Raw genomic sequence first — 12,953 nt, 5'->3', positions numbered from 1 at the left:
AAAGGTTGTCGTGATGACGCCAGCCTACCAGCTAGTGGGCGACGCCCTTCGTCTGGGCGATCTTGGCCAGGATGCCGTTGAGGAAGCCGGCCGAGTCGTCGGTCGACATCGACTGCGCGGCTTCGACAGCCTCGGCGATGGCCACGGCATCCGGAACCGCGTCGTTGTAGAGGATCTCCCAGATGCCGATGCGCAGCAGTGCCCTGTCGACGTGCGGCATGCGGCCGAGGGTCCACCCGACGGCGTAGGTCTCGATCAGTTCGTCGATCTCGTAGCCGTGGGCGACGACGCCGTCGACGATCTCGCGGGCGTACTCCCACGACGCCTCGCGGGAGGGCTCGGTCAGCGCCCGGGCCGCCTCGGCCGCGAGCGACTCGTTGATCGAGATCTGGCGAACGTCTGCCGCGTACAGAACGTCGAGCGCCCGCTTACGGGCCTTGGTGCGTGCACTCATCGAGAAGGGGCGCCCTAGTCGCTGACGCGGCCGAGGTAGTCGCCGGTGCGGGTGTCGACCTTGACCTTGGTGCCCTGCTCGAGGAAGAGCGGCACCTGGATCTCGGCGCCGGTCTCGACCGTGGCGGGCTTGGTGCCACCGGTCGACCGGTCGCCCTGCAGGCCCGGCTCGGTGTAGGTGATCTCGAGCGTCACAGACGCCGGCAGCTCCACATAGAGGGGTGCGTCTTCGTGCAGGGCGATCGTGACGGGCTGGTTCTCGAGCATGTAGTTCTTCGCGTCGCCGACGACCTTGTCGCTCACGCTCAGCTGCTCGTAGGTGTCATTGTCCATGAACACGAAGTCCTGGCCGTCGTTGTACGAGTAGGTGTAGTCGCGACGGTCGACGTTGGCCGTCTCGATCTTCGCGCCGGCGTTGAAGGTACGGTCGACGACCTTGCCCGAGAGCACGTTCTTGATCTTGGTGCGCACGAAGGCGCCACCCTTGCCGGGCTTGACGTGCTGGAATTCGATGACAGCCCAGAGCTGGCCGTCGATCTTCATCACTACGCCGTTACGGATGTCGCTTGTCGAGGCCATGAGAGAGGTGGATCCATTCGGTTGGGAAGTGGGAGGGGGCCGTTCCGACCCGACATCACAGTGTAGTCGAGATGCGCGCGAGGTGTTCGAGGGCCATGCGGTAGCCGTCGAATCCGAATCCCGCGATCACCCCGGTGGCGATGCCCGAGATCACGCTGGTGTGCCGGAACGTCTCGCGCGCGTGCGGGTTCGAGATGTGCACCTCGATCAGCGGCACTCCGGCCTTCGTGACGAGAGCGGCGGCATCCCGCAGCCCGTACGAGTAGTGCGTGAAGGCGGCGGGGTTCAGGATGACCGGGGTTCGGGCATCCACGGCCCCGTGCAGCCAGGCGATCAGCTCCGACTCGCTGTCGGTCTGCCGAACCTCGACGGTGAACCCCGCCGGCGCGCTGTCGTCGAGCAGCAGCTGGAGCGCAGCCAGATCCTGGTGCCCATAGACATCGGGCTCACGGCTGCCGAGCCGCCCGAGGTTCGGGCCGTTCAGCACGAGAACGTGGGTCGTCACGAGCCGATCTCCTGATACGCCGCGAACAGCAGGGCCGTCTCCGGCCCCTGCAGCACGGTCGGCTTCGCGATGTCGTCGAGCACGATGAAGCGCAGCATGCTGCCCCGCGCCTTCTTGTCGCGTTGCATCGCCGCGAGCAGCGTGTTCCAGCGGCCGACGGGGTAGCTGGTCGGCAGTGTGAGCGATTCGAGAACCCGGCGGTGGCGCTCGACGGCCTCGTCGGAGAGCGAGCCGGTGAGGCGCCCGAGTTCGGCGGCGAACACCATTCCGACGGAGACGGCCGCACCGTGCCGCCACTGGTAGCGCTCGGTGTGCTCGATCGCGTGACCGAGGGTGTGCCCGTAGTTCAGGATCTCGCGGAGGCCCGACTCCCTGAAGTCTTCGCCGACGACCCGCGCCTTCAGCGCGATCGACAGTTCGACGAGCCGACGGAACTCGGGGCTCAGCGGGTCGGTCGCGACATCCACATCAGCCTCGATGATGTCGAGGATCTCGGGCTCGGCGATGAAGCCGGCCTTGACGACCTCGGCGAAGCCCGCCAGCAGGTCGTTGCGCGGCAGGCTGACGAGGGTGTCGAGGTCGGCGAGCACAGCGCGGGGGGCGTAGAAGGCTCCCACCAGGTTCTTGCCCTCGGCGGTGTTGATGCCGGTCTTGCCGCCGACGGCCGCATCCACCATGCCGAGCAGCGTGGTCGGGGCCTGGATGAGCTGCACTCCGCGCAACCAGGTCGCGGCGACGAAGCCGGCGAGGTCGGTGGTCGCGCCGCCGCCGAAGCCGACGATCGCGTCGGAACGCGTGAAGTCGGCCTGGCCGAGGATCTGCCAGAGGAACGAGGCGACCTCGATGCGCTTGGCACCCTCTCCGTCGGGGATCTCGGCGAGCAGCACCTCGAAGTCGCCCTTCAACCCGTCGCGGAGCGACGACGCCCAGTCGGAGAGCTGCGGGGCGTGCACGATCAGCACCTTGCGAACCCCCGGAGCGAACGCCTGGCCGAGGTTCGCGAGCACCCCGCGCCCGACGATCACGTCGTAGGGCGCTGTGCCCGGCACGGTGATCACTGTGGGGGTGTCCGCAGGCAGGTCGATCGGCATATCGGTGGTCATGAGGCTCTTCCCAGTCGGGTTCTGACCCACGCGGCGACCTCGTCGGCGATGTCGTCTGCGCGGTGGTGCGAGGTGTCGACGGTGTAGTCGGCGAGGTCTTCGTAGAGTTCGCGCCGTGCATCCACGACCCGCTGCCAGGCCTCGATGTCGGGCACCAGCGGGCGTTTCGCGTTGCCGAGACGGGCAGCGACGGCCTCTGCGGTGGCCGTGAACAGCACCACGAGGCACCCGTCGAGGTCGCGCTGGGTCGCCGTGTTGAGCACGGCTCCCCCACCGAACGAGACGACGCCGCCGCCGCGGAGCGCCTCGACGACCTCGGCCCGTTCGAGCTCACGGAACCGCGGCTCGCCCTCGCTCTCGAAGATGGCGGGGATCGGGCCGTGCAGGGCCTGGATCTGCTTGTCGGTGTCGGTGAACGGCAGGCCGAGCAGCTTCGCGACCCGGCGGCCGATGCGCGTCTTGCCGGCCGCGGGCGGGCCGATGATGACGACGGTCATCGGATGCCCGTGGGGTCACCGGGCGCGTGGCCGTCGTTCTGGGCGCCGCCGTTCTGGGTGCCGGTGTTCGGAGCGCCGGGGTCGAAGCCCTCGCGCACGGGCGCCGCGCTCGTGGTGTCGCTGCGGGGGCCGGACGCTGCGGTGTCGCGGGGCGGTGCCTCGACGGTCTCGGCGCTGCTCCGGAGGGTCTCCGGGATGGCGGCCAGGTACCCGTCGAGGTTGCGCTTCGTCTCCCGCACCGAGTCGCCGCCGAACTTCTCCTGCACAGCGTTGGCGAGCACGAGGGCCACCATCGCCTCGGCGACGACGCCCGCAGCCGGAACCGCGCAGACGTCGGAGCGCTGGTGGTTGGCGGCCGCCGCGCCGCCGGTCGCGACATCCACTGTGCGAAGGGAATGCGGAACCGTCGCGATCGGCTTCATGCCGGCGCGCACCCGCAGCACGGTGCCGGTGCTCATGCCGCCCTCTGTGCCGCCGGCCCTGTCGCTCGACCGGCCGATGCGGCCGCCGACCTCGAACAGCTCGTCGTGCGCCTCAGACCCGCGGCGGGTGGTGGTGACGAAGCCGTCGCCCACCTCGACGCCCTTGATGGCCTGGATGCCCATGAGGGCGGCGGCGAGCTGCGAGTCGAGGCGGCGGTCCCAGTGCACGTGCGAGCCGAGCCCCGGCGGCAGGCCGTAGGCGAGTACCTCGACCACGCCACCGAGCGTGTCGCCCTCTTTGTGCGCGTCGTCGACCTCGGCGACCATGCGTTCGGAGGTGGCCGGGTCGAAGCAGCGCAGTGGATCGGCGTCGAGCGTTGCGACATCGCCGGGCGTCGGCAGCCGCGAGCCCTCCGGCACACGAACCGGCCCGATCGACAGAGTGTGGCTGACCAGCGTGATGCCGAGTTCGGCCAGAAAGTTGCGGGCCACCGCGCCGAGGGCGACGCGGGCTGCCGTCTCACGGGCGCTGGCGCGTTCGAGAATCGGGCGGGCCTCGTCGAAGCCGTACTTCTGCATGCCGACGAGGTCGGCGTGGCCGGGCCGGGGCCGGGTGAGCGGCGCCCCGCGGCCGGTCGACTTCAGGTCGCCCTCGAGTGGCGCTGCACCCATCACCTCGGTCCACTTCGGCCACTCGGTGTTGCCGATGCGGATGGCGACGGGGCTGCCGAGCGTGAAACCGTGAACGATGCCGCCCGAGAGCGACACCTCGTCCTGCTCGAACTTCATGCGCGCGCCCCGGCCGTAGCCGAGCTTTCGGCGCGCGAGATCGGCACGGACATCTTCAACGGAGACCGGGATTCCCGACGGCAGGCCCTCAAGGATGGCAATGAGTTCGGGGCCGTGGGATTCTCCGGCTGTGAGCCAACGGAGCATGCTGAAATCCTCCCACAGTCTCGGGGCCGGCCGAGCCGAGCCGGGGCGGAGCAGAGTGTTGGGGCCGAGCCGAGCAGGGGCGGAGCAGAGGGCCGGGGCCTCGCAGGCAGGCGGCGGCAGCAGCGGGGCTCAGCCCGGCAGCCCCACCGCACCCAGCATCGCCGCGAGTACCTCGGCCTCGTCGGGCAGCGCGAGCTCCGGGTCGCCCTGCACGAAGATGCGCACCTGCACCAGCGCCTGGTGCACCAGCATCAGCAGGCCAGAGACCACGACCGCGCCGTTCGCCTGCCAGGTCGCCCCGAGCGGGCTCGGCCACGGGGCGTAGGCCACGTCGAGCAGCACCGACCCCTCGCCGGGTCGCACGTGTGTCACATCGCTCTCCTCCAACGCGCCGCCCGGCAGCGTGCTGATGGTGACCGGTGCGTCGACGATTCCGCCGAGCGCGTCGGCGAGCGGGATGCTGCGTGCCCGAAGCCCTGCGGCATGAGCCACCTCGACCGACGCCGTGGCCCGCGCTTCGGAGCGTGCGGCGATGACGACACTCTCGGCACCGAGGTTCGCTGCGGCGACGACGACGGATCGCGCGGTCGCCCCGGCCCCGAGCACCAGAACGGAGCGTGCCGACTGAACCCCGGCATCGCCGAGCGCATGGACGATCCCGGCCACGTCGGTGTTGAAGCCCTCCCGCTGGCCGCGCCCGCGGAACAGCACGGTGTTGACCGCTCCGGTGAGGGTCGCATTGCGGTCGACCGCGTCGAGCAGCGGCGCGGCCTCCTCCTTGAGGGGCATCGTCAGCGACAGCCCGCGCCACGTTCCGTCGAGTCGGTCGACGAAGGCTCCGAGCATCCCGCGACCCACCTCGGCAGAGCCGTAGTCTGCCTCGAAACCGAGAACGCGATAGGCGGCGGCGTGCAGCGCCGGCGACTTCGAGTGTTCGATCGGCGAACCGAGAACCGCGAGCCTCAGGCGGGCCCGCGCCTCCCGCTCGGTCATCCCCCGGCGCCCGGGTTCGCCGCCGACCACGCCTGGTACTGCTCGACCGCTCTGTTGTGCTCGTCGAGGGTCGTCGAGAACACCGTCTCACCCGTGTCGAGGTTGACGGTCACGAAGTAGACCCACGGACCGTCGGCCGGGTGCACGGCCGCATCGATCGCGGTGTCGCCGGGGTTCGAGATCGGGCCGACCGGCAGGCCGGTGTACACGTAGGTGTTGTACTTGTTCGACTCGTCGTTCCGTTCGGCATCGGTCGTGTCGACCCGCTTCTCCCCCGTGCCGTACGCCACGGTGGCATCGGACTGCAGCGGCATGTCGTCGGCGATGCGGTTCGTGAAGACCCGGGCCACCTTGTAGAAGTCGGGCTCGAGCCGGGCCTCCTTCTGCACGACCGAGGCCAGCGTCAGCACCTTCTCGCGGTCGGCCACCGCGACACCGGCCGCATCGAGCGACTGGTACGTGCGGTTGACCATCGTCTGCAGGAGGTCTTTGGCGCTGGTGTTCGGCTCGAACGAGTAGGTCGCCGGGAACAGGTAGCCCTCGATGTTCGGAGCAGAGGCATCGATGCCGAACTGGGTGTAGTTGGCGGCCTCGGCCTGCAGATCGGCGAGGGGAACGCCGGTGTCGGTCGAGAGGGTCGTGAGCACGTCGGCAGCCACGGTTCCCTCGGGAATCACGACATTCGCCGTGACGTGGTTCGCCGGGTCTTCGAGGGCGGTGAGCGCAGCCTGGGCACTCATCTCCTTCGAGAGCGTGTAGGTGCCGGGCTGGAAGACGATGTCGGGCTGCGAGAGCAGCAGGTTGTAGAAGGCAGCAGAGGTCTTGACCACACCCTCCTTCTCGAGGTTGTCACCGATCATCTCGCCCACGTCACCGTCGTTGATGACGAACGAGACCTTCTCGTCGGTGCCGGTGCCGGTGTAGTCCTCGGCGTTGTCCGAGCCGGCGACGAACTTCTCGATCTGCGGCTGGTAGGAGAGGAACACCGCGCTGCCGGCCGCGACGAGGCCGCCGACCAGCACCAGCGCCACCACGATCGTGATGATGGTGCGAACGGACCTGCGGCGCTTCGGCCGCCGGTCTCGTCGTGGCCGGCGCGGTTCCTCGACCCGGCCCGCGTCTCTGCGGCTGGTGTTCGAGGGTGTCTCGCGAAAGAATTCGGCGAAAGGGTGGTTCTCGGGTGGCTGGGGGTCAGTCACGTGTAAGTCCTTGGTTCGGGTCGACAAGCAGTCCGGGCGGGTTACCGGAGGAGCGCTCGACGTCGAGGGCATGTTGCAGAAGTATAACGGCGGCTACTTGATCAATGACTGAGCGTGAGTTCTTGGTGTTCTTCCCGGTGCGGTGCAGGGCCGCCTGCGCCGAGACCGTGGTCAGTCGCTCGTCGATCATGCGGACGGGATGATCGACGGCAGCCGCGAGCTGCAGAGCGAAGGCGTTCGCGTCGTCGGTCGACGGGGTGCTGCCGCCCGACATCGAGAGCGGGAGGCCGACGACGAACTCGATCGCGTCGGTCTCGGCGGCGATGGCCAGGATGCGCTGGATGTCGGCAGAACCGGTCGTCGAACGCGGCACTGTCTCCACCGGGGTCGCCAGGATGCCGTGGAAGTCGGTGCGGGCGACGCCCACTCTTGCCTTCCCGACGTCGATGCCGAGGCGCACGCCCGATCTCACGAGCGGCGCCCCGGCGTCTCTGTGCGGATCACTGCCGCCCGTCACCGACCGCGGAGCGGATGGCCGTGAGCGCATCGTCGATCGCCATGACGTCGGTGCCACCACCCTGGGCGAGGTCGTCTTTACCGCCTCCGCCACCGCCGAGAACCGAAGCGGCGAGTTTCGCCAGTGCACCGGCCTTCACCGAGAGCGAACGCGCGGCCTCGTTCGTCGCCGCGATGACGACGGGCTTCGCCCCCACGCTGGCGGCCAGCGCCACGACGGCCGGCTCGGACCCGAGACGTTCCCGCACCCCGTTGACCAGGCTGCGGAGGTCGTCGCTCGAGCGCAGTTCGCCGAGGTTCGCGGTGACCAGCGAGAGCTCGCCGACCCGCACCCGGGTGTCGACGAGCGAGGGGATGCGCGACGACAGAGCGCTCGCCTCGTAGGCCGCGATCTTCTTCTCCGCGGTCTTGAGGTTGGCGACGAGGTCGGCGATGCGGTTCGTGATCTCGTCACGCGGAGCCTTCAGCGATGAGGTGAGCTGTGAGACGATCGCTCGCTCGGTGGCGAACTCACGGAAGGCGTCGGCGCCGACGAGGGACTCGACGCGGCGGTTCGTCGAACCGATCGACGATTCGCCGAGCAGGTTGATCAGGCCGATCTCCGAGGTGTGCACGACGTGCGTTCCCCCGCAGAGTTCGCGCGACCAGGGGCCGCCGATCTCGACCATGCGCACCACGTCGCCGTACTTCTCACCGAACAGGGCCATTGCGCCCAGTTCTTTGGCCTCGTCGACGGCCATCTCGCGGGTGATGACGTCGAAGTCGGCTCGAACCGCCGTGTTGGAGATCTCCTCGATCTCCGACCGCGTCTCGGCCGAGAGCGGTTGGCTCCACGTGAAGTCGAGCCGCAGGTAGCCCGCCTTGTTGTACGAGCCGGACTGGTGAGCGGTGGAGCCGAGGATCTCGCGGAGGGCCGCGTGCACGATGTGCGTCGCGGAGTGCGCCTGCGTTGCGCCCTTTCGCCAGTCACGGTCGACGACGCTGCGAGCCCGGTCGCCGACGGCCACCTGGCCGCTGGTCACCCGGGCACGGTGGCTGATGAGCCCCTTGACGGGTTTCTGTACGTCGAGCACCTCGAGCTCGAAGCCGTCGCCGACGATCACACCGGCGTCGGCCTCCTGCCCGCCGGACTCGGCGTAGAGGCTCGTCTCCGCGAGGATGACCTCGACCAGCTCACCCGCCACAGCACTGTTCACCGACTGCGCGTCGATGATGAGGCCGAGCACCGTCGACTCGGTCTCGAGTTCGGTGTAGCCGGTGAACACGGTCTCGCCAGCCGCCCGGAACTCGGCGAACGCGCTGAGATCGGCGGTGCCCAGCTTCTTCGACTTCGCGTCAGCCTTCGCCCGCTGCTTCTGCTCGGTCATGAGGCGCTCGAAGGCGCCGCGGTCGACGGCCAGACCTGCCTCTTCAGCGATCTCGACGGTCAGGTCGATGGGAAAGCCGAACGTGTCGTGCAGCTGGAACGCGGTGTCGCCCGCCAGGGCAGTGCTGCCCTGCTCCTTCGTCTTGAGCACGGCGAGGTCGAGGATGGTCGTGCCACCGGTCAGGGTGCGGAGGAACGCCTCCTCCTCGGCGTAGGCCGTGCGCGAGATGCGCTCGTAGTCGGCAGCAACCTCGGGGTACGCCGCCGACATCGCGTCGCGCGAGGCAGAAAACAGCTCCGGGAACGTCGAACGGTCGACGCCGAGCAGCCGCATGCTGCGGACGGTGCGCCGCAGCAGCCGCCGCAGCACGTAGCCGCGGCCCTCGTTCGACGGAGTGACCCCGTCGGACATCAGCATGAGGGCCGAGCGCACGTGGTCGGCGACCACGCGCATCCGCACGTCGTCTTCGTGAACAGCCCCGTAGCGGCGACCGGAGAGGTCGGCGGCGAGGTCGAGCACCGGGCGCACCTGGTCGATCTCGTACAGGTTCTCGACGTTCTGCTTGATGAAGGCGACGCGTTCGAGGCCCATGCCGGTGTCGATGTTCTTGCGGGGCAGCTCGCCGAGGATGTCGAAGTCGACCTTCGACTTCACATTGCCGATGAGGTACTGCATGAACACGAGGTTCCAGATCTCGATGTACCGGTTCTCGTCGGCGATCGGGCCGCCCTCGGCGCCGTAGGCCGGGCCGCGGTCGAAGTAGATCTCCGAGCAGGGGCCCGCGGGGCCGGGCTGGCCGGTCGACCAGTAGTTGTCTTCTTTGCCGAGGCGCTGGATGCGGTGGTCGGGAAGGCCGGCCGTCTTCTTCCACATGCCGATGGCCTCGTCGTCGTCTTCGTAGACGGTGACCCAGAGGTCTCTCTCGTCGAAGCCCAGCCCGCCGTCGGCCTCGCTCGAGGTGAGCAGCTCCCAGGCGTACTCGATGGCGGTCTGCTTGAAGTAGTCGCCGAACGAGAAGTTGCCGTTCATCTGGAAGAACGTGCCGTGCCGGGTGGTCTTGCCGACCTCCTCGATGTCGAGGGTGCGGATGCACTTCTGCACGCTCGTGGCGCGCGGGAAGGGCGCGGGCACCAGCCCCGACATGTAGGGGATGAAGGGAACCATGCCGGCGACCGTGAAGAGGAGCGTCGGGTCGTCACTCACCAGGGAGGCCGACGGTACGACCGTGTGGCCGCGGTCGCCGAAGAATTCGAGCCAGCGACGGCGGATGTCTGCGGTCTGCACTACTTCTTGGCAGCCTTCTTCACGGCGTCACCGGCGTCGCCGATGGCCGAGCGCAGCTCGTTCTCGCGCTCGTGGTAGCCGTCGGAGAGCGCGTCGGAGAAGTCTTTGATCTTCGAGTCGAGTTCGGCGAAGAACTTCTTGCCCTGCGACGTCTGGTTGATCTGGTGGGCTGCCACCACTCCGACCGCGATTCCGGCGGCGAACCAGAGAACTTTCTTCACAACGGGCTCCTTCATACAGGGGGTCATACAGGGGTGGATGTCAGGCTGTCGCCCAGTTTAGTGGCTGTCAGTAGTCGCTTCTGCGGGAGCGTTTCTTCGTGGACTTCTTCGCAGAACCGGTGCTTGTGGAGGAGGAGTCGGCCAGGTCGCGCCCCCCGCGGATGGCAGCGCGCACGGCGGCGCTGAAGCCGGCCACGCGAATCAGGGGCCCGCCGACCGAAGCGGCGAACAGCGCGACCAGCGAGTTCACGTTGCCGGTCACCTCCGCAACGTTCGAGGTGATGGCGTCGACGCGGGCGAGCTGCTTGTTCGCCTCCTGCACCGTGACGGTGGTCTCTTCGAGAATGGGCGTCACCCCTTTGCTCACGTCGCGGATGGCCAGCGTGGTCTCGTCGAACACCCTGCCGAGCTTGATCAGCGGGAGTGCCAGAAAGACGACCAGCACAGCGAACACTCCGGCGGCGATGAGCCCGGCAATATCTCCACCCGTCATCGGGTACTCCTTCACGTCGAGAACGACCTCAGGGGAACACTGCTCGCAGGGGAACAGGGTTCTCGTGGTAACACAGAGGGCGGCCCACCCGGAAGTGGACCGCCCTCAGCGTATCTGTAACAGTGTGGTGCTTAGCGAGCCGCGTAGTACTCGACGACCAGCTGCACTTCGCAGGTCACGGGGATCTCTGCACGGCGCGGGCGACGCTCGAGACGGGCCTGCAGCTTGTCGATCTCGACCGACAGGTAGCCCGGAACCTTGGGCAGAACGTCGACGTGGCCACCGGCGGCGGCGACCTGGAACGGTGGCAGAACCTCCGAGCGGGCGTGCACGTGGATCATCTGGCCGGGCTTGACGCGGAACGACGGGCGGTCGACACGGGCGCCGTCGACGAGGATGTGACGGTGCACGATCAGCTGGCGGGCCTGGGCGGTGGTGCGGGCGAAACCGGCACGCAGAACCAGCGCGTCGAGACGCATCTCGAGCAGCTCGACCAGGTTCTCACCGGTCAGGCCGCTGCCGCGACGGGCCTCCTGGAAGGCGATCTTCAGCTGGGCCTCGCGGATGCCGTACTGGGCGCGCAGGCGCTGCTTCTCGCGCAGACGAACCGCGTAGTCGGAGTCGGTCTTGCGCTTGGTGCGGCCGTGCTCGCCCGGAGCGTAGGGACGCTTCTCGAGGTACTTGGCCGCCTTGGGCGTGAGCGGAATGCCGAGGGCCCGCGAGAGGCGGGTCTGGCTGCGGGTACGTGACTTGGTAGACACAAACATCCTTCAAATAAAGTGGTGAAAGGTGAACCCGTGAATACATGGATATTCACGGAAATCGAGGGATGGACCAGATGATTCGGCTACAGAAGTCATCGTTCCCTGTCGGGGTCTCTCGCAGCCGCGCTAAAGACACCCATAAGTAGGCCGCAAGAAGATTACCACAGCCGGGGCTACCCCCTCGTGATCCTGCGGATCTTCTCCAGGCGCGCCGCGACATCCCGCTCGTTGCCGTGGTCGGTGGGCCGGTAGTACTCGGTGCCCGTCAGTTCGTCGGGCAGGTACTGCTGCGCCACGACCCCGAGGTCGCTGTCGTGCGGGTACGTGTAGCCCTTGCCGTGGCCCAGGCGTTTCGCACCGGGGTAGTGGGCGTCGCGCAGTGGTTTCGGCACCCGGCCGATCTTTCCGGCACGCACGTCGGCGATGGCCTTGTCGATCGCCAGGTAGGAGGCGTTCGACTTGGGGGCGGTCGCGAGGTAGACGACGGCTTCGGCGAGCGGGATGCGCCCCTCGGGCATTCCGATGAACTGCACCGCGTCGGCCGCCGCGGTGGCGATCACCAGCGCCTGGGGGTCGGCCATACCGATGTCTTCTGCTGCCGAGATGATGATGCGCCGGGCGATGAACCGTGGGTCTTCGCCCGCCTCGATCATGCGCGCGAGGTAGTGGATGGCGGCGTCGGCGTCTGAGCCGCGCACCGACTTGATGAAGGCGCTGATCACGTCGTAGTGCTCGTCGCCGTTGCGGTCGTACCGCAGCAGGGCCCGGTCGACCGCCTGGGCCACCACCTCCGCAGTGATCTCGGGCACAGTCTCGTCTTCGGCAGCGCCGGCCAGAACAGAGGTGCCCGCCGCCTCCAGCGCCGTGAGCGCGCGCCGCGCGTCGCCCGACGCCAGCCGGATGATCGTCGCCCTGCCGTCGTCAGACAGGGTCACCCGCCCGGCGAGGCCCCGGGCATCCGTCACCGCACGATCGACGAGCACGCCGAGGTCGTCGTCGCTCAGCGGCTCGAGAGTGAGAAGGAGGGAGCGGGAGAGCAGCGGGGAGATGACCGAGAACGAGGGGTTCTCTGTCGTCGCGGCCACCAGGATCACCCAGCCGTTCTCGACCCCGGGCAGCAGCGCGTCTTGCTGGGCCTTCGTGAAGCGGTGGATCTCGTCGAGGAAGAGCACCGTCGAGACCCCGTAGAGGTCGCGGGCCCGAAAAGCCTCCTCCATCACCTGGCGCACATCGCGAACGCCGGCGGTCACGGCAGAGAGCTCGACGAACTTGCGGTTCGAACTGTGGGCGATCGCCTGCGCGAGGGTCGTCTTGCCGGTTCCCGGCGGGCCCCACAGGATGATCGAGACCGACCCCTGCGAACCACTCGAGTCTGTCGCGAGGTTCACCAGCGGCGAGCCGGGACGCAGGAGGTGTTTCTGACCGGCCACTTCATCGAGGCTGCGCGGACGCATGCGCACCGCAAGAGGCACTGCTCCGGAGTGGAGGCCCTGCTGTGTACCGACCATTCCTTCAGGGTAGTAGCTGCCACCGACAGCGGCCTTTCGGCCGGTCTTTTGAGCTCGACACCCGATTCGCCGTAAAGTTCTCGGGGGTCTGTCGCTTTCCGGCGCCAGAACAG

Annotated in this window: 14 protein-coding genes; all 14 read right to left on the bottom strand. The window is 68.2% G+C overall.

The features are described from left to right. Nucleotides 1–31: 31 nt before the first annotated feature. The 14 genes from nusB to C5B96_RS05020 all read right to left on the bottom strand — a co-directional run bounded on the left by nusB (nt 32) and on the right by C5B96_RS05020 (nt 12,840). Complete coding sequence (nusB, locus tag C5B96_RS05085; protein WP_104243584.1) at nt 32–454, bottom strand: transcription antitermination factor NusB; 423 nt, start codon at nt 452–454, stop codon at nt 32–34. Nucleotides 455–468: 14 nt separating this feature from the next. Beyond that, the gene (efp, locus tag C5B96_RS05080; RefSeq protein ID WP_104243582.1) at nt 469–1,032 is read right to left on the bottom strand and encodes an elongation factor P; all 564 of its coding nucleotides are present in this window, start codon (nt 1,030–1,032) and stop codon (nt 469–471) included. 55 nt (nt 1,033–1,087) lie between these two features. Next, the gene (locus C5B96_RS05075; RefSeq protein ID WP_104243580.1) at nt 1,088–1,537 is read right to left on the bottom strand and encodes a type II 3-dehydroquinate dehydratase; all 450 of its coding nucleotides are present in this window, start codon (nt 1,535–1,537) and stop codon (nt 1,088–1,090) included. Continuing rightward, nucleotides 1,534–2,640, bottom strand: coding sequence for a 3-dehydroquinate synthase (aroB, locus tag C5B96_RS05070; RefSeq protein WP_369826440.1), 1,107 nt, complete (start codon nt 2,638–2,640; stop codon nt 1,534–1,536). Before aroB ends, C5B96_RS05075 begins: the two co-directional genes overlap by 4 nt. After that, complete coding sequence (locus C5B96_RS05065; protein ID WP_104243578.1) at nt 2,637–3,137, bottom strand: shikimate kinase; 501 nt, start codon at nt 3,135–3,137, stop codon at nt 2,637–2,639. Before C5B96_RS05065 ends, aroB begins: the two co-directional genes overlap by 4 nt. Next, nucleotides 3,134–4,495, bottom strand: coding sequence for a chorismate synthase (aroC, locus tag C5B96_RS05060; RefSeq protein ID WP_104243576.1), 1,362 nt, complete (start codon nt 4,493–4,495; stop codon nt 3,134–3,136). Before aroC ends, C5B96_RS05065 begins: the two co-directional genes overlap by 4 nt. 129 nt (nt 4,496–4,624) lie before the next feature. After that, complete coding sequence (locus tag C5B96_RS05055) at nt 4,625–5,518, bottom strand: shikimate dehydrogenase (RefSeq protein ID WP_233189009.1); 894 nt, start codon at nt 5,516–5,518, stop codon at nt 4,625–4,627. Further along, entirely contained in the window at nt 5,485–6,687 is a 1,203-nt protein-coding gene (gene mltG / locus C5B96_RS05050; RefSeq protein ID WP_233189008.1) for an endolytic transglycosylase MltG, read from the bottom strand. The genes C5B96_RS05055 and mltG overlap by 34 nt, the downstream gene beginning before the upstream one ends. Next, entirely contained in the window at nt 6,680–7,159 is a 480-nt protein-coding gene (gene ruvX, locus C5B96_RS05045; RefSeq protein ID WP_233189007.1) for a Holliday junction resolvase RuvX, read from the bottom strand. Before ruvX ends, mltG begins: the two co-directional genes overlap by 8 nt. A gap of 28 nt (nt 7,160–7,187) precedes the next feature. Further along, nucleotides 7,188–9,854, bottom strand: coding sequence for an alanine--tRNA ligase (alaS, locus tag C5B96_RS05040; RefSeq protein WP_104243570.1), 2,667 nt, complete (start codon nt 9,852–9,854; stop codon nt 7,188–7,190). Next, on the bottom strand, nt 9,854–10,075 hold the full coding sequence (locus C5B96_RS05035) for a hypothetical protein (protein ID WP_233189006.1): 222 nt from the start codon (nt 10,073–10,075) through the stop codon (nt 9,854–9,856). The genes alaS and C5B96_RS05035 overlap by 1 nt, the downstream gene beginning before the upstream one ends. Nucleotides 10,076–10,142: 67 nt before the next feature. Next, on the bottom strand, nt 10,143–10,568 hold the full coding sequence (locus C5B96_RS05030; RefSeq protein ID WP_104243566.1) for a DUF948 domain-containing protein: 426 nt from the start codon (nt 10,566–10,568) through the stop codon (nt 10,143–10,145). Nucleotides 10,569–10,699: 131 nt separating this feature from the next. Continuing rightward, entirely contained in the window at nt 10,700–11,335 is a 636-nt protein-coding gene (gene rpsD / locus C5B96_RS05025) for a 30S ribosomal protein S4 (RefSeq protein WP_199176553.1), read from the bottom strand. 170 nt (nt 11,336–11,505) lie between these two features. Beyond that, nucleotides 11,506–12,840, bottom strand: a complete 1,335-nt coding sequence (locus tag C5B96_RS05020; protein ID WP_104243562.1) for a replication-associated recombination protein A — start codon at nt 12,838–12,840, stop codon at nt 11,506–11,508. Nucleotides 12,841–12,953 lie beyond the last annotated feature (113 nt).

It is taken from the genome of Subtercola sp. Z020 (genome assembly GCF_002931235.1).
In the GTDB taxonomy this organism is placed as follows: Bacteria; Actinomycetota; Actinomycetes; order Actinomycetales; family Microbacteriaceae; genus Subtercola.
This window is presented reverse-complemented; position numbering and strand designations above follow the sequence as displayed.